Here is a 19,147-nt window from a genome sequence, read left to right as displayed (position 1 = left end):
GCCATGGTCGCGCCGATTCTGATTTCAGTTGCTGCGCTTGTGCGTGACGGGCTCGTGCTTCTGGTGCATCGGCATCCGTCGCGGCGGTGGTATCCCGACTGCTGGGACCTCGTCGGCGGGCACGTCGAGTCGGGCGAGTTGCCTCACGAAGCCGTCAGCCGGGAATGCCTCGAGGAACTCGGCGTCCAGATTCACGACGCCCAGCCGTTCCAGATGACGATCAGCGACCCGACCCTCGAAGTACACGCGTTCGTCGTGACTCGCTGGGACGGCGAACCTGTCAACGCCGAACCAGACGAGCACGACGATCTTCGCTGGTTCCGACCCGACGAACTCGCAGACCTGAAGCTGGCCCACCCGGCCAGCCTGTCGAGCATCCAGAGCGCGGTCCGTGTCGCAACCGATTAGCCGCCAGGAACCGCGAGTTGTCTTCGTCTTCGCCGGTCTCGACTTGAACATGTTCCCGTCGATAGCCGATGCACAGGACTGGCTGGAAGCGATCGATGTGGACGACGGCGAGTACTCCGCTGCACTGACGGAGACGGGTCGTGTGATCAGGATGGGGACTCAGGACGAGTTGGTCGTGCTCGAGCTCACCGACGAGCTGCAGCCGGATCTGCTGCGGACGCTTCTGCGTGAACATGGTCAAGCGATCGGACAGCAAGGGATCGAGTTGGATCCTGTCGGGTTCGCCAATGCATCCTGGATGCGGGAGTGGGAGCGTCGCTGGCCGCGGTGGCCACGGTGGCTGGACAAGCGACTGCATCAGCATGGTCCGGTGCAGTCGTAGCTTGCCTGGCGACGTTGCCGCCACTGAACCAGGATGATGCTATGGACTTTCCTTCCCAGGCGATGCTGAACGATCCTGACTTCGCGCCTCTGACGCGGTCGCAGATCACGCGAGCTTTGATCGACCTCGGCGTAGCTGAAGGCGAGACCTTGATGGTCCACGTTCGGCTGTCGGCATTGGGATGGGTTGTCGGCGGCATCGACACCGTAGTCCTGGCGCTCCGGGACGCCCTTGGGTCTGATGGCACGTTGCTCGCGTTCTGTGGTTGGGACGACAGCCCGTATCACGTCTCGTTCTGGCCGCCGCATTGGCAGAACGCCTACGACGAGATTCCGGCGTTCGATCCGCAGGTGTCATCTTCCCGTCGAGACTTCGGGCGCTTCCCTGAACGACTCCGCACCTGGCCGGGAGCGCTGCGCAGCACCCACCCGGAAGTGAGCTTCACCGCCCTCGGCCGGCATGCCGCACATCTGCTTATGCCAGCCGACGATGACGACCCCTGGGGCACCGATGGACCGCTGGGCCGGCTGGTCGACCTCGGCGGCCGGGTCTTGCTACTCGGCGCACCCCTCAAGACCTTGACCCTCTGCCATCACGCCGAGGCCGTCGCCAACGTTCCAGTGAAGCGCTACCACAGCTACCGCATGCCAGTAGCAACCGAAGCCGGCACCATCTGGCGCGACTACCGCACGCTGGACACCTTCTACGGCGCCCTGCCGTACTGGGAATACCCGTCCCTTCGAATCGACAGCGCAGTCGAAGCCCTCGCCCAACAGGCAGTCCAAGCAGGCGCCGGCCAAGAGGGAAACATCGGACCAGCAACAACCTGGCTCTTCGACGCACCCACAACAGTCCAAGCCGTCGTCACCTGGATCGAACAACATTTCTAGAGGCGTGTGAGTTGCGCGTAGCTGAGAGGGCGCCCCCCCGAGCAGTCGTCGTGACGTCAGCCTCACTCACGGGCGCCGACTGAGTGCCGTCGATATGATTTCGATTTCGAAGCCAGATGTACTCTTCCGAGCACTGGAGGTTCGGTGGCCAAGGGCTACTGGGTTAGTGCCTATCGCGCGATTTTGGACCCTGAGAAGCTGGCTGCCTACAACAAGCTGGCCGCTCCGGCTGTCCAGGCCGGAGGTGGGCGGGTCCTCGCCCGTGACGGGCAGGTCGTCGCACACGAAGCCGGAATCGCCCAGCGCACCATCCTGATCGAATTCGACAGCTTCGAACGCGCCCTCGCCACCTACGAGAGCGAGGCCTACCAGAAGGCGCTGCTCGCCCTCTCCGACGGCGTCGAACGCGACTTCCGCATCATCGAAGGCCTCGACTGACTGAGGGCTGAGCCAGCAAACCCCGCCCGGCGTTCAACTCCAACCCCATGTGACCGAAGCACCTCGCCTCACGATGGAGGGCACGTGCTAGGGCTCGGCCGTCGATTCACACCGGAAGCAGCGCGAGGCCCACAATCCCGACGATCAACAGAATCTGACCGACTCTCGCCCGCCGGTACTCGCCGTTGCTAAGCACCTGGTATCCGTGCTCCCGCTCGACCAGGTCCGTTGCGATCAGGAGTGGTCGCCCGAGCGTTCCGAGGATCGCAAGCAGGTACACGCCCGCGCCGGCCCAGGCAGAAATCGCGAGCGGGTATTCGACGATGGCGCTCCTCACCAGACTGAGCGGGGCGAACGCGCACCAAGCCCCCGCGATCGCGCCGGCCAATCCCTTGTGTGACCGGGCGACGGGATCGACGGCGATCATCAGGCACACCAAAGCGAGCATCACACCCATAGCGGTAAGGCCAAGCGCATTGTCGGCAAGTGCACTGTTGATCATGACGCTCGATTGTCCGATGTTCGCTGGTCACTGCGCCCTCTGGCGGGACGATACTGCCGACTCCGTAGCCAGCTGGGAAGATCGGCCGACGGCCCGCGCCCGCTCACCGGCAGGCGTTTCCGCGAGGACGTCGAGGAAGAGAATCCCTCCGCCTAGTCCCGTGTCCGCGCTAGGCGGCGCGGATCGCCTCGGTGGGTTCGTCGATGCGGACGATCACAGCATCGGCTCCAGAGGCAGTCAGGCCAGGTCGTCCGACTGCCGGGTTTGTTGGCGTAGCCGATGCTGAGGGCTCCGATAGCGCGGACAGCCCATACGTCGGTGAACTGATCGCCGATCAGAGTGCAGGCGTCAGGCTCCACGTCCAGGGCCTGGACGGCCAGGTAGTCGCGTGTGGGCGATCGCCCGCCAGTCTGGGGATGGCCGGAAAGGATGCGCCGGCGACCAGCCAGCGGTGGGCGGAGCGCACGGAGCGGCTGCGCCGAGGAGCGGAGCGACGAGGAAAGCGCCGCGTGGCGCGCGGGATTGTCCACGGTCCAGGACGGCACGGTTAGCTCATTCGAAGACGGCTGGGCCGAGCAGTCGCCGCGCGATGAGCGCGCACTCGCGGGCGGTAGCCCGTCACGTCCGGCGATAGCCGGAAAGGATGCACCGGCGATAAGCCGGGGGGCGGGTGGGAGCGCGAAGCGGCTGCGCCGAGGAGCGGAGCGACGAGGAATGCGGCCGCGAAGCACGCGGGGGTCGACCGCAGTACGCACGGCGGGCGACCGCAGTACGAGCCGCGCGGGCTGACCGTAGTACGCAAGAAGCCGGTTGCTTGTCAGCAACCGGCTCTGGTGGAGACGAGGGGACTTGAACCCCTAACCCCTGCCTTGCAAAGGCAGTGCTCTGCCAGTTGAGCTACGCCCCCGTGAGGGTGGTCAGCGACCCGGGGTTACCGAGTCGACGGCCTCGGCCCAGAGGTCCTTGTCGGCGCGGGACTGCTGGGTCTTCTTGTAGGCGAAGTATCCACCGATGCCGGCCAGCAGCACCAGCAGGAGCTTCTTCAGCACTGGGACTCCTCGGAATCGGGGGCTTCACAAAAGTGAGGGTGGGCCTAACTGGACTTGAACCAGTGACCTCTGCCTTATCAGGGCAGCGCTCTAACCGTCTGAGCTATAGGCCCGCGTACTGCGGTGTCGAACCCGGGAGAGATTACCGCACCAAGTGCCCTACTCCCAAACCGGTTCCGGCCGGGCCCGACCAGGGCCCGGCCGGAGAAATCAGTCCTCCGATGCCAGCGTGACTTCGAGGCCGCCGAGGAGCGTGGCCGCGATGTTGTAGAGGAAGGATCCGAGCGTGGCGAGCGCCGTGATGATGAGTACGTCGGCGCAGGCCAGCAGCGTCGTGAAGCCCATCACCTTGCCGGTGTTGATGTAATTCTCGACCCGGAACGGCTCGGCCGTCGGCGTACCCAGCACCTCTTGCACCGTGCTGTTGATGTTGTCGAAAACACCCGCCGCACCGATCGCGGACCAGATGATGAAGACCGCGACCCATGTCACGATCCCGAAGGCGATCGCCAGCAGGAACGCCGTCTTCATCACCGACCACGGATCGATCCGGGACATCCGCAGCCGCGCCTTGCGGGTCTGCGGCCGGCTCGAGGCCTTGGCGTCCTTCTCGGCGAGCCGCGCCTGCCTGGCCTCCTCGCGGTCGGTCTTCTCCGGCTTGGCCGCGGTCACAGCAGCGGCCTTGTCGAGCACGGCCTGACGCGCAGCGCTCACCCGGTCACCGAACGACTCGGTCTTCGCCACGGGACCCTCGTACGGCGAGCTGGCCGCGGGGGTCGTCGTACCCGGCGGAGACCAAGGCTCAGGTCGCCCCGGAGTGCTGGGAGCAGGTTGCTGAGGACGCGCCGGTGCACCAGTGCCTGCACCAGCGCCAGGAGCTGCCGGTCGCGGCTGCGGCCGGTACTCCGATGCCGGCCGCTGACCGTTCGCAGGCCTCGGCTGGCCGCCCGGCACACCATTGGAACGACCGTTGGAGGCCGGGTTGGCCGGGGCGGCAGACGGCTTCCCACCCGGCGCGGTGCGCTGGGACTTGGAGCTGTCGGCCGCACCTTCAGGCCATGTCGGCCTCGCGCGGTTGGTCATCAGTCACCCTCCTGGCCGGCTTCGTCGTCTTCGACGGTAGCCGCGCCGTCCACGTCCGTCGAACGTTCGTCATCATTCTGGACGCTCTCAGGGGTGGATTCGGTTGTCGATTCGTCCACATTCTGGGCACCATCTGCATCAGTACCCTCTTCGGACTCCTCCAAAGCAACCGTCAGGTCGGTGTTCCGCGCGATCGCGACCACCGCGTCGGACTCGCCGACCCCGGCGAACCGGACGCCCATCGTGTCGCGGCCCTTGACCGGCACGCTGTCGACCCGGCTGCGGACGACCTGGCCGCTGGCCTTGATCGCCAGCACCTGGTCCTCCTCGACGACGATGATCGCGCCGACCAGCGAACCACGCTCGTCGTTCAGCTTGACGGCCTTGATGCCGAGCCCGCCGCGACCCTGCTGCCGGTACTCCGACACCCGCGACCGCTTCGCGTACCCGGCGTCGGTCACGGTGAAGACGAACTGCGCGTCCTCCTCCGAACCGGCCCGGATCACCGACATCGACAGCAGCTCGTCGCCGGAGCGGAACTTCATACCGGTCACACCTGAGGTGGCCCGGCCCATCGGCCGCAGCTGCTCGTCGTTCGCGGTGAAGCGAATCGACTGCCCCTTGCGGGACACCAGCAGCAGGTCGTCCTCGGCGGTGGCCAGGTCGGCGCCGATCAGCTCGTCGTCCTCCTCGCGGAAGTTGACCGCGATGATGCCGCTCTGCCGGGCCGAGTCGTAGTCGCGCAGCGCGGTCTTCTTGACCAGACCCCGCTTGGTCGCGAGCACCAGGTACTCCGACTGGTCGTAGTCGCGCAGCGTCAGCACCTGCGCGATCTCCTCGTCCGGCTGGAACGAGAGCAGGCCGGCGACGTGCGAGCCCTTCGCGTCCCGGGCGGACTCGGGCAGCTGCCACACCTTGGCCCGGTAGACCCGGCCCTTGGTGGTGAAGAACAGCATCCAGTGGTGGTTCGTGGTGGCGAAGAAGTGGCTGATCTCGTCCTCGGCCCGCAGCTGCGCGCCCCGGACACCCTTGCCGCCGCGGTTCTGCGTCCGGTACAGGTCGGTCTTGGTCCGCTTCGCGTACCCGCCGCGGGTGATTGTGACGACCACGTCCTCGTCCGGCACCAGGTCCTGCACGGACAGGTCGCCGTCGGCCGCGATGATCTCGGTACGCCGCTCGTCGCCGTACCGCTCGACGATCTCGGCCAGCTCGTCCTTGACGATCGTGCGCTGCCGCTCCGGGCTGGCGAGGATGTCCTCGAGGTCGGCGATGATCGCCTCGAGCTCCTGCAACCGCTCGATGATCTTCTGCCGCTCCAGGGCGGCCAGCCGGCGCAGCTGCATGTCCAGGATCGCCTGCGCCTGGATCTCGTCGATGTCGAGCAGCTGGATCAGGCCGGTGCGCGCCTCTTCGACGTCGGGGCTGCGCCGGATCAGCGCGATCACCTCGTCGAGCGCGTCCAGCGCCTTCACGTACCCGCGGTAGATGTGCGCGTTCTTCTCGGCCTCGCGCAGACGGAAGCGGGTCCGCCGCTGGATGACCTCGATCTGGTGGTCGATCCAGTGCTTGATGAACAGGTCGACACTCAGCGTCCGCGGTACGCCGTCGACGAGCGCGAGCATGTTGCAGCCGAAGGTGTCCTGCAGCTGCGTGTGCTTGTAGAGGTTGTTCAGTACGACGCGGGGCTGGGCGTCACGCTTCAGTACGACGACGAGTCGCTGCCCGGTCCGGGACGAGCTGTCGTCGCGGATGTCGGCGATACCGTTCATCTTGCCGGTGTTGACCAGCTCGGCGATCTTCAGCGCCAGGTTGTCCGGGTTCACCATGTACGGCAGCTCGGTGACGACCAGGCTGGTCCGGCCCTTCGCGTCTTCCTCGATGTCCACGACCGCGCGCATCGTGACCGAGCCACGGCCGGTGCGGTACGCGTCGTCGATGCCCTTGTAGCCGACGATCAGCGCGCCGTTCGGGAAGTCGGGGCCCTTGATGTTCTGCAGGCAGGCCTCGAGCAGCTCCTCACGGGTCGCGTCCGGGTGCTCCAGCGCCCAGTCGACCGCGGCCGCGACCTCACGCAGGTTGTGCGGCGGGATGTTGGTCGCCATACCGACCGCGATACCGGACGAGCCGTTGACCAGCAGGTTCGGGAAGCGGGCCGGCAGGATCACCGGCTCCTGCGACTTGCCGTCGTAGTTCGGCCGGAAGTCGACCGTGTCCTGGTCGATGTCGCGGACCATCTCCATCGCCAGCGGCGCCATCCGGCACTCGGTGTACCGCATAGCGGCCGCCGGGTCGTTGCCCGGGGAACCGAAGTTGCCCTGGCCCTGGATCAGCGGCGCGCGCATCACCCACGGCTGCGCGAGCCGGACCAGGGTGTCGTAGATCGCCGAGTCGCCGTGCGGGTGGTACTGACCCATGACGTCACCGACGACGCGGGAGCACTTGTTGAAACCGCGGTCCGGCCGGTAGCCGCCGTCGTACATCGCATAGAGGATGCGGCGGTGGACCGGCTTGAGGCCGTCGCGGACCTCGGGCAACGCGCGGCCGACGATGACGGCCATCGCGTAGTCGAGGTACGACTGCTGCATCTCGGTCTGCAGGTCGAGCGGCTCGACCCGGTCGTGGCCCGGCGAGGTGGGGGTCTCGGTCATGAAAAAGTCCCGTTCAGATCAGTACGTCGGTAAGCAGCAGCGAGATCAGATGTCGAGGAAGCGAACGTCCTTGGCGTTGCGCTGGATGAAACTGCGCCGCGCCTCGATGTCGTCGCCCATCAGCGTCTGGAACGTCTCGTCGGCGCGGATCGCGTCGTCGAGGGTGATCTGCAGCAGCACCCGGTTCGCCGGGTCCATCGTGGTGTCCCACAGCTCGTTCGCGTTCATCTCACCCAGACCCTTGTAGCGCTGGATCGGGTTCTCCTTGGGCAGCTTCTTGCCGGCCTCGTAGCCGGCCTCGAGCAGGCCGTCGCGCTCACGGTCGGTGTAGGCGAGCTCGTCCGGCTGGTTGCTCCAGCGGATCTTGTACAGCGGCGGCTGCGCGGCGTACACATGACCGCGCTCGATCAGCGGCCGCATGAACCGGAACAGCAGGGTGAGCAGCAGGGTCCGGATGTGCTGGCCGTCGACGTCGGCGTCGGCCATGATCACGATCTTGTGGTACCGGAGCTTCTCTTCGTCGAAGTCCTCGTGGATACCGGTGCCCAGCGCGGAGATGATCGCCTGGACCTCGTTGTTCTGCAGGACCTTGTCGATCCGGGCCTTCTCGACGTTCAGGATCTTGCCGCGGATCGGCAGGATGGCCTGGAACTTCGGATCGCGGCCGCCCTTCGCGGAGCCACCCGCCGAGTCACCCTCGACGATGTAGACCTCGCACTCCTCCGGGTTGGTCGACTGGCAGTCGGCCAGCTTGCCCGGCAGACCGCCGCCGCCGAGCAGGCCCTTGCGGTTGCGGGCCAGGTCGCGGGCCTTGCGGGCCGCGATCCGGGCGCTCGCCGCGGCGGACGCCTTGCGGATGATCTCGCGACCCTCCGCCGGGTTCTGCTCGAACCAGGCGCCGAGCTTGTCGTTGACGACGCGCTGGACGAAGCCCTTCACCTCGGTGTTGCCGAGCTTGGTCTTGGTCTGGCCCTCGAACTGCGGCTCGGCGAGCTTGACCGAGATGATCGCGGTCAGACCCTCCCGGATGTCGTCACCGGTGAGCCTGTCCTCTTTCTTCTTGATCATGCCCTGGTCCTCGCCGAAACCGTTGACGAGCGAGGTGAGCGCGGCCCGGAAGCCTTCCTCGTGGGTGCCGCCCTCGTGGGTGTTGATCGCGTTCGCGAAGGTGTGCACCGACTCCTGGAACGATCCGCTCCACTGCAGCGCGACCTCGAGGCTCATCGTGTCGTCGGCGGTGGCCGCCTCGAACGAGATGACGTCGCGGTGCACGGTCTCGCGGATCCCGGTCAGGTACTTGACGTAGTCGACCAGGCCGTCCTCGTACCGGAAGGACTGCTCGAGCGGCTTGCCGTCCTCGTCGAAGTGGTCCGGACGCTCGTCCCGGATCACCAGCTCGAGGCCCTTGTTCAGGAACGCGTACTCGCGGAAGCGGGTGGCCAGCGTCTCGTAGGAGTACGTCGTGGTCTCGAAGACGTCCTCGCTCGCCCAGAACGTGATCGTCGTACCGTTCGAGGTCGACGTACCGATCTCGGCGAGGTCGGCGTCCGGGACGCCGTTGGTGAAGGACTGCGTGTACAGCTTGCCCTTCAGCTTGACGTCGACCTGGAGCTTGGTGGACAGCGCGTTGACCACGGAGACGCCGACGCCGTGCAGACCGCCGGACACCTTGTAACCGCCGCCGCCGAACTTGCCGCCGGCGTGCAGAACGGTCAGTACGACGGTGACGGCCGGCTTGCCCTCGGACTCGACGATGTCGACCGGGATACCGCGGCCGTTGTCCTCGACCCGGACGCCGCCGTCGGCGAGCAGCGTGACGACGATGCGGTCGCCGTACCCCGCCATCGCCTCGTCGACCGCGTTGTCGACCACCTCGGTGACGAGGTGGTGGAGGCCGCGCTCACCGGTGGACCCGATGTACATACCCGGGCGCTTGCGGACCGCGTCCAGTCCCTCCAGGACCTGGATCGCACTCGCGTCGTACTCACGCTCGACGACGTTCGACGGGATCTGGTCGAGCATCGCGGGGAGTTCCTCGCTGGGTGCGGGGGTGCCGATGGGGTCGGCGGACTGGTTGGCGTCGATCTCGATCGGCTCGTCGGTCACCGGTGGTTGTCCTCCTCGGACCCCGCCTTCGCGAGGCATCGCGGCACAGTAGAGCCGCCCTCTACGGTGGTAGTAGAGGCGCGGCTCGCCCTACGTCGTCCATTCTACCTGTCGACCGAAGCAGAACCTGCCACCAGCCGCCCGAAACTCGCATCAGGGCGTCTTTTCTCCCTCATCTCCATGTCCCCTCTCGCGGGTGGGGGTCAGAAAAGCGCTCACGGCCGCTCAGTGGCCTCCGGGTGTTTCGCGACTGACCGTTCCGGTACCGACCGGTCCAGACCGCTTGACCCGCTCCGGACGAGGGTCTCGCGGCCCGTGGACAAGCGGTGCCTGGCGCGCACCCACCGCCCCTTAGGATCGCTGCCGTGGAAAGTCTCGACGAGGTCATCGATGCGATGATCGCCGACCGGGTGATTCACCGGCACCGGCGAATCTGGCTGCTGGTGATCGCCCTCGTCGTAGTGGCCGCCCTGGTGATCCTCGCCACCGGCGGCTGGAAAGAGAAGAAGGGCCGCACCGTCCCAACCCTGACCGCCCCGGCCACCGTGACGGCGGGCCGATTCGAGTTCAGCTTCACGAAGGCCGAGATCGTCCGGACGCCGAAGACGGAGTACGCCGAGGCCGAGTCGAAGGTCAAGATCTACTTCGACGCCAAGAACATCGACACCGAGGAACACCAGAGCGTGACCCCTGGCGGCAGCCTGCTGGTGCTGGTTCCCGGCGGCGGCGCCGACACCATCGAGAGCGACGGCATCTCGTGCCGTGGCGAGATCAGCTGGGTGCTCGTCTACGGACTTCCGCCGGAGAGCTGCTTCACGACCTTCAAGGTGGACCCCGACTTCGCCGCGAAGACCATAGAGATCGGTGTGCTCGGCGAGTCGTACGAAGCCGTCAGCGGCGTGTTCGGCGCGAACGACAACGAGTTCTGGCAGAACGAGGCCCCGGTCGGGGTCGTCCGGCTGGACCCCACAGTGGTCGTCGACAACGGGGGCAGCAAGTGAAGCTCTACCGCCCCGCGACGATCCTCGTCGGCGTTCTCTTCGTGCTGCTCGGAGGAGTAACGCGGCTGGCCGCGCCCGAGCACGTGTACGACGAGCAGAACATCAAGGTCGTCAGCGGCACGATCGGGCAGGCCCTCGACTACACCGGTAGCGGATCGACGATGAAGGTGACCCGGATCAAGTTCGCCCGCTCGGTGATCGACAGCAGCGAGAGCGACGACAAAAAGGCGCTCGAGACCAACGGCATCTACCTCGCGATCGAGTGGGACGCGGTCCGTGGCGCGAAGAAGCCCGACAACATCAACGCAACCCTGCTGGCCGACGGCGGCAGTGTGTACGAGCCGGTCGAAGGGCTGTCCAACAGCGGGATCGACTTCCCCGACGCCGGCTTCGCCAAGACCGGCACCGTCGTGTTCGAGCTGAACCCGGCGGATATCACCGGCCTCAAGCTGAAACTGCACCCGACGATGATCTTCAACTACTACAACTCCGACATCGAGGTCGATCTCGGCATCCCGACCGATGCCATCGCCCAGCAGATGGTCGACACCGCGGCACCGCAGTACATCGTCGAGAAGTCTGTCACCCGGGTGGCATCGTGAAGTTTGCGAGCCGGGTGTCCCGGCTGACGGTCCAGATCGCGCTGCTGGTGGCCCTACTGGCCGCGGCCACGATCATCCTGCTGCGGCCCTATCTGACCAACACCGAGCGGATCTACGAAGAGGGCCGGATCGACCAGGTCGTCGGCCAGGGTCCGGTGACGGTCGCGCACGTCGAATGGAAGCTCGACTCGCTCAAGGCCTACACCACCTTGCTGGACAAGGACGGCGAAGCGATCGAGCTCGGCGGGCCGGCCGGATCCACGATCGTCGTGGCCACGCTGACGGTGACTCCGCGCGAGGGCCTCTTCCTGAAGGACAAGGGCTTCAGCTGCGCGGCACAGCTGCGGGACACGCACGGCAACACGTGGGACACCGAGCAGCCGTTCGACTACCCGCTGCCGACGTACTGCGGTGACGACGACTACCCGTTCACCATGGACAAGCCGCAGCAGATCGCACAGGTGTACGTGGTGCCGAAGTCCGTCGTACCGAATCTCACCGGCGTGACCGTCGAAGACTTCACCGCTCACCGGCGGGTCCTGATCACTCCCTGAGGCCGGTCAGACCGCGACGGGCGCCGGCTCCTTGGCTTCCGTCTTCTTGGGCTGCGCGGCCGCGGCTGCCTCGTTACGACGCTGGATACCGACCGAGATGCACAGGTCGAACGCCGCCGCCAGGAGGGCGATCCGCAGCGGCTCGAAGATGATCCGCTCGATCATGCTCGAGATCTCCTGGTTCATCAGGCCCCAGTAGCCGCCGTGGATACCGATCAGGCGCTGGACCAGGACGAACGCCCAGTCGTCGGCGAGCACCCAGAGCGTGTAGACCATGCAGACCACGCCGAGGAACACCGGCCCGACCCGGACGAGCAGACGGAACGCGTTGATCGCGGGGTAGAACTTCTCGCGCAGACCGCCGAGCACCAGATCCGGCGCCTTGTAGGTCAGCTCGACCAGCCGGCCGCGCTGCGGTCCTTCCTGCTCCGCCTGGCCGCCGAGCCGGCGCTCGAGCCGGGTGCCGCGGAAGACACCGCCGCTGGAGAGGACACGGTGGCCGAAGACGACCGTCGTGATCGCGAGCCAGGTCAGCGGCTCACCGACGCCGAGCTTGAACAGCGGCCACAGCGTCTCCCAGAAGAAGCCCCAGAGGAACTCGATACCGGCCGGCAGGGGGATGTGGATCTTCGAGAAGAAGTCCGTCAGGCCGTCCCACCAGTTCAGCGACCAGTACCAGAAGCTCCGCTCCCGGAACCACAGCTTGCCCTCGGCAATCGCGAATGGCGTGATGACGCAGGTCAGCAGCACGAAGAAGGCTTCGGCCCAGACCTGGGTGAACTTCACCGGGCGGCTCGGCCAGCGGTCGTCGACCGCCTGCAGCACACGCCGCAGTACCAGCAGGATCACCAGCGCGGGCAGGTAACTGTGCCAGCTGTGGATGCCCAGCTTGAAGAACTGCGAGCCGGCCTGTGTTCCGTTCTGCACCAGGTTCGTCGCCGAGAGCTGGTTGATCTGCTCGTCGAAGAAGCCCCACGCCGACCAGACGGCAACCAGTGGCAGCAGCGTGATGGCCAGCAGCTCGAGCAGCCCGCGCTGCGTCGGGTCCGAGGTCTCCTCGGCTTCGCTGCTCGCAGCATCGCGCCAGCGGTACAGCGACATCGCACAGGTCCGGATCATGCCGACGGACGCGGTGATCTGCAACAACACACCGACCGCGAACAGACCGGTGCCGAGACTCGAGTGCTGATGCTTCCCCAGCCACATCGCGCCCTGCATGCACACGGTGAACCCGGCAAAGCCGGCCACCCACCAGGTGGTCATGGGCAGCAAGTTCTTCCACCAGAGCCGGAAGGTGTCTCCGATCAGGTGGACCATCTCGCGAAAGCCGTCAACGAGCGTGCGCATCGCGCCCGATCCTAGGGCGTGGCCGGGTCGCCGGCACAACCAGTCTCGTCAGCCGTAGGTGTCGCGGGGGCCTCGGCCGCCGCGGATGGTTCGGGGGCCTTTGCGCCAGGAGGGGGTGTGGGGGCCTTGGACGTTGACGCGGGTGACGGTGCCTTCGCCCAGTTCGGTGTTGAGGCGGCGGACCAGGTCGGGGGCGAGGAGCTTGAGTTGGGTTGCCCAGGCGGTGGACGACGTACGGACGGTGAGAACGGTGTCGTCGTACGACTCGGGCTTGCAGTGTTCGGCCATCTCGGGGCCGACGATCGACGGCCAGCGGGCCATCACGCCGTGGACGGCGACGTCGACCTCCCAGCCCTGGTCGCGCATCAGGCGGCCGAGGGTGTTGGTCAGCTTCTGCGGGTCGCGGTCGTCGGGGCGGGCGCTGCTGATCTGGGCGCCGTCGATCCGCGGCCGCCGGCGCCGCTTGACCGGCATGATGCCGCCCTTGGCCGCCTGCTGCTTGAGCCGTCCCGCCAGCGACTTCGCCAACTCGAGGCCCTGCTTGTCGTGCTCGACTTCCGGACCGAGCTCGCTCTCAGGGCCGCTCTCAGAGGAATCCGGGGGTTCAGGCACGCTGAACGACCCCTTCGCCGACGTCGAAGCGCGCCCCGCTGAGCTCAGCGGGCACGTCAGCGCCGACGGCAGCGGTCACCAGCACCTGCTCGGCCGGCGCGACCAGCTCGGCCAGCCGGTCCCGGCGCTGCGTGTCGAGCTCGGCGAACACATCGTCGAGGATCAGCACCGGTTCACCCCCGTCCGCACGGAGCAGTTCGTACGACGCCAGCCGCAGCGCGAGCGCGAACGACCACGACTCACCGTGACTCGCGTACCCCTTCGCCGGCAAGTCTCCGAGCCCGAGTACGACGTCGTCGCGATGCGGACCCACCAGCGAGACCCCACGCTCGAGCTCGTCCCGCCGCTTCTCCTGAACCGCCGCCAGCAGTACGTCGGCCAACTGCTCGCGCGACGTCACCCCCGGCTCCAGCAGCACCGACGACTTGTACTCCAGCCGCGCATCACCCTTGCCCCGGGCAACAGCGTCGTACGCGCTGGACACCAACGGGCGCAGGGATTCCAGCAGCTCCAACCGTGTCGCGAGCAGCTCGGAGCCGACGCGGGCCAGGTTCGAGTCCCACACCTCCAGCGTCCGCAGCTGTCCTTCGGCGGCACTCGTCCGGTTCTGCCGGCGCGCCTGCGAAGCGCTCCGCAGCAGTGAGTTCCGCTGTTTCAGCACCCGGTCGTAGTCCTGCCGTACGCCGGCCATCCGCGGCGAGCGCAGCGTCAGCAACTCGTCCAGGAACCGGCGCCGCTCGGACGGGTCGCCCTTCACCAGCGCGAGATCCTCCGGCGCGAAGAGCACCGTCCGCAGCAGTCCGAGCACTTCGCGCGGTCGAGGGACCGGCGATCGGTTGATCCGGGCCCGATTTGCCTTCCCAGGATTGATTTCCAGCTCGACGACCACGTCCCGGTCGTACTGGCTGCGGATCTCGGTCCGCACGATCGCCCGGGTGGCGCCGGCCCGCACCAGCGGCGCGTCGTTCGCCACCCGGTGCGAGCCGAGGGTCGCGGTGTAGTGGATCGCCTCGACCAGGTTGGTCTTGCCGTGGCCGTTCGGCCCGACGAAGGCCGTCACGCCCGGGGTGAGCTCGACCTCCGCCTGCTGGTAGGACCGGAAGTCGAGCAGACCCAGGGCGGTGACGTACACCTCAGTGCTTGACCGGCGGTGTCGCGTACGACGGGTCGGCGGACTCGGCGCCCTTCACCGCGTGACCGCCGAACTGGTTCCGCATCGCGGCGATCGCCTTCATCGCCGGCGAGTCGTCCTGCCGCGACGAGAACCGGGCGAACAGCGCGGCCGCGATGGCCGGCACCGGTACGGCGAGGTCGATCGCGGCCTCGACGGTCCAGCGGCCCTCGCCCGAGTCGTCGGCGTACCCGCGGATCTTCTCCAGGTGGTTGTCGTCCTCGAGCGCGTTCACCAGCAGATCGAGCAGCCAGGACCGGATCACGGTGCCCTCGCGCCAGGACTGGAACGCCTCCGGCACGTTCTCGACGATGTCCGACGCCTCGAGCAGCTCGTACCCCTCGGCGTACGCCTGCATGATGCCGTACTCGATGCCGTTGTGGACCATCTTCGAGAAGTGCCCCGCGCCGACCTTGCCGGCGTGCACGAAGCCGAACTCACCCTCGGGCTTCAGCGCCTCGAAGATCGGCATCACGACGTCGACGGTGTCCTTGTCGCCGCCGCACATCAGGGCGTACCCGTTCTCCAGGCCCCAGACTCCGCCGGACACACCGCAGTCGACGAAGCGGATGTCCTTCTCGGCCAGCTGGGCGGCGCGCCGGGTGTCGTCGGTCCAGCGGCTGTTGCCGCCGTCGATCACGATGTCACCGGGGGAGAGCAGCTCGGCCAGCTCGGTGACGACCGGGTCGATGGCCTGGACCGGCACCATCACCCAGACGACCTTCGGCTGGCCGTCGGCGGTGAGCTTGCCGACCATGTCGGCCAGGTCCTTGGCGTCGGAGATGTCCTGGTTGTGGTCGAACCCGACCACGGTGTGGCCCGCGTTGCGGATCCGCTGGCGCATGTTGCCGCCCATCTTGCCGAGACCGACAAGGCCGAGCTCCATCTGAATCCCCTTGTTCTATTGGCTTTCAGCTGTTCAGGCGGACCGGCATCAGCACGTACCGGAACTCGCTGATCGGTTCGCCGTCGAAGTCCCGCACACCGGTCAGTTCGGCCGGCTTCGTCGCCTGCGTGAAGGCCAGGTGCGCAACCGGGGTGCCGATCGCGCCGAGGCCGTCGAGCAGGTACGTCGGATTGAAGCCTACGGTCACCGGCTCGCCGACGACGCGGGCCTCGAGCGACTCCGATGCCTGCGCCTCGTCACCGCTGCCGGCGTCCAGCGTCACGCTGTCCTCCTCGAACGTCAGCCGGACGGGGGCGTTCCGCTCGGCGACCAGGGCGACCCGCTTGACCGCCTCGACCAGGGTCGCGGTGTCGATCCGCACCCGGGTCGCGATCGCGGCGTCGGTCGGGATGATGCCGCGGACCTTCGGGAACTCGCCGTCCAGCAGCCGGGTGGTGGCGCGCCGGTTGCCACCGGACACCTCACCCTCGAAGCCGACGATGCCGTCTCCGCTGCCCGGTGCGGCCAGCGACACGATCACGTCGGAGCCGGTCATCGCCTTCGCGGTCTCGGACAGCACCCGGGCCGGCACCAGCGCGGCCGCGGACGCGTCGGGGGACTGCGGGTTCCACTCGAGCTCACGGATCGCGAGCCGGTAGCGGTCGGTGGCGAGCAACGAGATCGTGGAGCCCTCGATCTCGACCCGGACACCGGTCAGCACCGGCAGCGTGTCCTCACGCCCGGCCGCGGTGACGACCTGGGAGACGGCCTGGGCGAAGACGTCGGCCTTGACCGTCCCGCTGGCGGCCGGAAGCTCGGGCAGGGCCGGATATTCCTCTGTGGGAAGCGTCTGGAGCGTGAACCGCGAACTGCCGCACGTGACCTGAGCCTTCGCTCCGTCCACGGCGAAGTCCACGGGCTGGTTCGGAAGACTCTTGGAGATGTCGGCGACGAGCCGGCCGGAGATCAGGCACTTGCCGGAGTCCGCCACCTGCGCGGGCACGGTGACGCGGACCGAGGTCTCGTAGTCGAAGCCGGACAGAGTGATCTGCCCGTCCTCGGCCTCGACCAGAAGGCCGGCAAGGATCGGAACGCTGGGACGACTGGGCAAACTGCGCGCGGCCCAGGCCACCGACTCGGCCAGTACGTCGCGCTCGACGCGAAACTTCACCGCTGGGTGCCTCCTGATTCGGCTGTGTGCCAGGCAGATCCTGCCACGGACAAAGGTGCTGTGCGCCCATCGGGCCTGACGTGGCGCTTCGGGCGGGTCGCGTCGGCGTCGTACTGAGGTTGCTGCAGGTGCTTACGGACACAGCCTGACAGGTCGGTCCGATCGGCGCGAGATCGGGGTTTTCCCCAGATCGGGCCGCCCGTTCGTTTTGTGGACTGGGACCTCTCTACAGATTCCATAGTGTTCTTCGCACCGGTGGATACTGTGGAAAAGCGACGAGTTCGCAGGTCAGACCGCATTTCTGGGTGGGGACGGCGTGTGGACGACGCTCGGTCGTGTTGGGGACGCCTGCGGACGACGGATTCTGTCCCCACAGGGCGTCCACACGACACAGCGGTGTGTCCACGGCAATACCCACAGTTTTCCACAGCTGTGTCCCCAGCCTGTGCGGTTCTTCTACTGCTGCTTCGCCTGGTGTTTGATCCGGTTCGTCAGCTCGGTGACCTGGTTGAAGACACTGCGTCGTTCGGACATCAGCTGCCGGATCTTGCGTTCCGCGTGCATGACCGTGGTGTGATCGCGGCCGCCGAACTGCTGGCCGATCTTCGGTAGCGACAGATCGGTCAGCTCGCGGCACAGATACATGGCGATCTGCCGCGCGGTCACCAGTACGCGGCTGCGGCTCGAACCGCACAGGTCGTCGATCGACAGACCGAAGTACGACGCCGTCTGGCCCATGATCATGCTGGCGGTGACTTCGGGCTTGCTGCCTTCGGGAATCAGGTCCTTCAGCACGATCTCGGCCAGGCTCAGGTCGACCGGCTGCCGGTTCAGGCTGGCGAACGCGGTGACGCGGATCAGTGCGCCCTCGAGCTCACGGATGTTGGTCTGCACCTTCGACGCGATGAACTCCAGCACCTCCGGCGGCGCGGTCAGCCGCTCGGTGGCCGCCTTCTTCCGCAGGATCGCGATCCGGGTCTCGAGGTCCGGCGGCTGGATGTCGGTGATCAGGCCCCACTCGAACCGGTTGCGGAGCCGATCCTCCAACGCCTCCAGGCGTTTCGGCGCGCGGTCGGAGCTGATCACGATCTGCTTGTTCGCGTTGTGCAGCGTGTTGAAGGTGTGGAAGAACTCTTCCTGGGTCTGGATCTTGCCTTCGAGGAACTGGATGTCGTCGATCAGCAGTACGTCGACATCGCGGTACCGGCGCTGGAACTGGGACGCCTTGTCGTCGCGGATCGCGTTGATGAAGTCGTTGGTGAACTCTTCGCTGGAGACATACCGCACGCGGGCCCCGGTGTAGAGGCTGCGGACGTAGTGCCCGATCGCGTGCAGCAGGTGGGTCTTGCCCAGACCGGAGTCGCCGTAGATCAGCTGGGGGTTGTACGCCTTGCCCGGCGCCTCGGCGACTGCGACCGCGGCCGCGTGGGCGAACCGGTTCGAGCTGCCGATGACGAAGGTCTCGAAGGTGTACTTCGGGTTCAGCCGGGCCTCACCCTGCGCCTCGGTGGCCGACTGGGTCGGCGAACCGTTCGGCGGCGGTGCGACCGAGCCCATCGGCTGACCGAACTGCTGCTGCGGCGCCGGCTGCTGGAAGTGCTGCGGCGCCGCATCCGGACGCGGCTGGTTGTACTGCGGTCCGTTGTCCGGGTCAGTCAGCGCTGACTGGATGGTCGGCTGGTACGCGCCGTCGGTGTGCAGCGGCTCGCGGACGGCGGGCTGCTGCGGGTGCTGTTGCTGCGGGTGCTGCTGGGGGTGTTGCTGCGGCGGCTGCTGTGAGTACTGCGGCTGCTGCTGGGCGGCTTGCTGGGCGGCCTGTTGCTCGCGGAGCTCGGGGTCGAGGGACGGGTCGACGGTGACGGCGATGCGGATGTCCCGGCCGAAGCTCTCGGTCAGGATCCGCTCGAGGTCAGGGCGGAGCCGGGTCTCGAGCTGGCCGCGGGTGAAGTCGTCGGGCACTGCGACGATCGCGGTGCTCTCGTGCAGCGTCACCGGACGGGAGTTGGTCAGCCAGGCGCGCTGGTTCGGCGGCAGGCCTGCGAGCACGCGGGTCCAGGCATCACCAAGATCCGTCACCGGTGCTGCCACCTCCGGAGCCTGCTGGTGCGGCACCGGCTGGGGCGCGTGCTGCTGAGGGATCTGCTGCTGGAGCGCCGGCTGTTGCTGAGGTGCGTGCTGCTGTGGAGCCTGCTGCTGTGGAGTCGGCTGCGGAGCGTGCTGGTGTGGTGCGTGCTGCTCCGGGGTCTGGGGCTCGGCCGGCTGCTCGGTGTTCGGTGGCGTGTTCTGCTGAGTCGGCC

General features: G+C 67.1%; 18 protein-coding genes and 2 tRNA genes. 7 read left to right on the top strand and 13 right to left on the bottom strand.

Going from position 1 to position 19,147, the window contains the following annotated elements; translation table 11 throughout:
• The first annotated feature begins 3 nt into the window (after window positions 1-3).
• The 4 genes from OHA10_RS11245 (at window position 4) to OHA10_RS11230 (ending at window position 2,118) form a co-directional block, all read left to right on the top strand.
• The gene (locus OHA10_RS11245; RefSeq protein ID WP_371406113.1) at window positions 4-408 is read left to right on the top strand and encodes an NUDIX domain-containing protein; all 405 of its coding nucleotides are present in this window, start codon (window positions 4-6) and stop codon (window positions 406-408) included.
• A complete protein-coding gene (locus tag OHA10_RS11240) occupies window positions 392-790 on the top strand; it encodes a hypothetical protein (protein ID WP_371406112.1) in 399 nt (132 codons plus the stop codon). Before OHA10_RS11245 ends, OHA10_RS11240 begins: the two co-directional genes overlap by 17 nt.
• A gap of 62 nt (window positions 791-852) precedes the next feature.
• Window positions 853-1,680, top strand: coding sequence for an aminoglycoside 3-N-acetyltransferase (gene aac(3), locus OHA10_RS11235; RefSeq protein WP_371407933.1), 828 nt, complete (start codon window positions 853-855; stop codon window positions 1,678-1,680).
• A 144-nt stretch (window positions 1,681-1,824) separates the two neighbouring features.
• Window positions 1,825-2,118: a DUF1330 domain-containing protein gene (locus OHA10_RS11230; protein ID WP_371406111.1), complete on the top strand. Its 294-nt coding sequence runs from the start codon at window positions 1,825-1,827 to the stop codon at window positions 2,116-2,118.
• A 106-nt stretch (window positions 2,119-2,224) separates the two neighbouring features.
• On the opposite strand, the gene OHA10_RS11225 is transcribed toward OHA10_RS11230, so the two are convergent.
• From OHA10_RS11225 to gyrB, 7 genes are all read right to left on the bottom strand, one after another.
• Window positions 2,225-2,620: a hypothetical protein gene (locus OHA10_RS11225; protein WP_371406110.1), complete on the bottom strand. Its 396-nt coding sequence runs from the start codon at window positions 2,618-2,620 to the stop codon at window positions 2,225-2,227.
• Between the two features lie 831 nt (window positions 2,621-3,451).
• Window positions 3,452-3,527 (bottom strand) — tRNA-Ala (locus OHA10_RS11220).
• Between the two features lie 10 nt (window positions 3,528-3,537).
• Entirely contained in the window at window positions 3,538-3,669 is a 132-nt protein-coding gene (locus tag OHA10_RS11215; protein ID WP_233714837.1) for a DLW-39 family protein, read from the bottom strand.
• Between the two features lie 39 nt (window positions 3,670-3,708).
• Window positions 3,709-3,782 (bottom strand) — tRNA-Ile (locus tag OHA10_RS11210).
• 97 nt (window positions 3,783-3,879) lie between these two features.
• The gene (locus OHA10_RS11205; protein ID WP_371406109.1) at window positions 3,880-4,413 is read right to left on the bottom strand and encodes a DUF3566 domain-containing protein; all 534 of its coding nucleotides are present in this window, start codon (window positions 4,411-4,413) and stop codon (window positions 3,880-3,882) included.
• A 338-nt stretch (window positions 4,414-4,751) separates the two neighbouring features.
• Window positions 4,752-7,337 carry a DNA gyrase subunit A gene (gyrA, locus tag OHA10_RS11200; protein ID WP_371407932.1) on the bottom strand — a complete coding sequence of 862 codons (2,586 nt, stop codon included), beginning with the start codon at window positions 7,335-7,337 and terminating at the stop codon, window positions 4,752-4,754.
• A gap of 108 nt (window positions 7,338-7,445) precedes the next feature.
• Window positions 7,446-9,422, bottom strand: coding sequence for a DNA topoisomerase (ATP-hydrolyzing) subunit B (gyrB, locus tag OHA10_RS11195; RefSeq protein ID WP_371407931.1), 1,977 nt, complete (start codon window positions 9,420-9,422; stop codon window positions 7,446-7,448).
• Between the two features lie 449 nt (window positions 9,423-9,871).
• On the opposite strand from gyrB, the gene OHA10_RS11190 reads away from it, so the two are divergent.
• Genes OHA10_RS11190 through OHA10_RS11180 form a run of 3 tightly spaced genes read left to right on the top strand, consistent with a single transcriptional unit; the run spans window position 9,872 to window position 11,663 of the window.
• Window positions 9,872-10,507 (top strand): hypothetical protein, encoded by a 636-nt coding sequence (locus tag OHA10_RS11190; protein ID WP_371406108.1) that lies wholly within the window; start codon window positions 9,872-9,874, stop codon window positions 10,505-10,507.
• Window positions 10,504-11,109 carry a hypothetical protein gene (locus OHA10_RS11185; protein WP_371406107.1) on the top strand — a complete coding sequence of 202 codons (606 nt, stop codon included), beginning with the start codon at window positions 10,504-10,506 and terminating at the stop codon, window positions 11,107-11,109. Before OHA10_RS11190 ends, OHA10_RS11185 begins: the two co-directional genes overlap by 4 nt.
• The gene (locus tag OHA10_RS11180; RefSeq protein ID WP_371406106.1) at window positions 11,106-11,663 is read left to right on the top strand and encodes a hypothetical protein; all 558 of its coding nucleotides are present in this window, start codon (window positions 11,106-11,108) and stop codon (window positions 11,661-11,663) included. The genes OHA10_RS11185 and OHA10_RS11180 overlap by 4 nt, the downstream gene beginning before the upstream one ends.
• Window positions 11,664-11,669: 6 nt before the next feature.
• Here OHA10_RS11180 and OHA10_RS11175 read toward each other — a convergent pair whose 3' ends face one another.
• The 6 genes from OHA10_RS11175 to dnaA form a co-directional block, all read right to left on the bottom strand.
• On the bottom strand, window positions 11,670-13,010 hold the full coding sequence (locus OHA10_RS11175; protein ID WP_371406105.1) for a hypothetical protein: 1,341 nt from the start codon (window positions 13,008-13,010) through the stop codon (window positions 11,670-11,672).
• A gap of 48 nt (window positions 13,011-13,058) precedes the next feature.
• On the bottom strand, window positions 13,059-13,622 hold the full coding sequence (locus tag OHA10_RS11170; RefSeq protein WP_371406104.1) for a DUF721 domain-containing protein: 564 nt from the start codon (window positions 13,620-13,622) through the stop codon (window positions 13,059-13,061).
• Window positions 13,615-14,754 (bottom strand): DNA replication/repair protein RecF, encoded by a 1,140-nt coding sequence (gene recF / locus OHA10_RS11165; protein ID WP_371406103.1) that lies wholly within the window; start codon window positions 14,752-14,754, stop codon window positions 13,615-13,617. The genes OHA10_RS11170 and recF overlap by 8 nt, the downstream gene beginning before the upstream one ends.
• Before the next feature lies 1 nt (window position 14,755).
• Window positions 14,756-15,679, bottom strand: coding sequence for a phosphogluconate dehydrogenase (NAD(+)-dependent, decarboxylating) (gnd, locus tag OHA10_RS11160; RefSeq protein ID WP_371406102.1), 924 nt, complete (start codon window positions 15,677-15,679; stop codon window positions 14,756-14,758).
• A 25-nt stretch (window positions 15,680-15,704) separates the two neighbouring features.
• Window positions 15,705-16,850, bottom strand: coding sequence for a DNA polymerase III subunit beta (gene dnaN, locus OHA10_RS11155; RefSeq protein WP_371406101.1), 1,146 nt, complete (start codon window positions 16,848-16,850; stop codon window positions 15,705-15,707).
• Window positions 16,851-17,306: 456 nt separating this feature from the next.
• Window positions 17,307-18,962 (bottom strand): chromosomal replication initiator protein DnaA, encoded by a 1,656-nt coding sequence (gene dnaA / locus OHA10_RS11150; protein WP_371407930.1) that lies wholly within the window; start codon window positions 18,960-18,962, stop codon window positions 17,307-17,309.
• Window positions 18,963-19,147 lie beyond the last annotated feature (185 nt).

Source organism: Kribbella sp. NBC_00662 (assembly GCF_041430295.1).
GTDB lineage: Bacteria > Actinomycetota > Actinomycetes > Propionibacteriales > Kribbellaceae > Kribbella.
The sequence above is the reverse complement of the archived record's forward strand: the minus strand, read 5'-3'. Positions and strand labels throughout refer to the sequence as shown.

Bases quoted from the DNA above. Each gene is read 5' to 3' on its own strand.
- OHA10_RS11245 (WP_371406113.1), top strand. From the start codon at position 4: ATGGTCGCGCCGATTCTGATTTCAGTTGCTGCGCTTGTGCGTGACGGG.
- OHA10_RS11225 (WP_371406110.1), bottom strand. From the start codon at position 2,620: ATGATCAACAGTGCACTTGCCGACAATGCGCTTGGCCTTACCGCTATG.
- gyrA (WP_371407932.1), bottom strand. From the start codon at position 7,337: ATGCAGCAGTCGTACCTCGACTACGCGATGGCCGTCATCGTCGGCCGC.
- gyrB (WP_371407931.1), bottom strand. From the start codon at position 9,422: ATGCTCGACCAGATCCCGTCGAACGTCGTCGAGCGTGAGTACGACGCG.
- OHA10_RS11175 (WP_371406105.1), bottom strand. From the start codon at position 13,010: ATGCGCACGCTCGTTGACGGCTTTCGCGAGATGGTCCACCTGATCGGA.
- gnd (WP_371406102.1), bottom strand. From the start codon at position 15,679: ATGGAGCTCGGCCTTGTCGGTCTCGGCAAGATGGGCGGCAACATGCGC.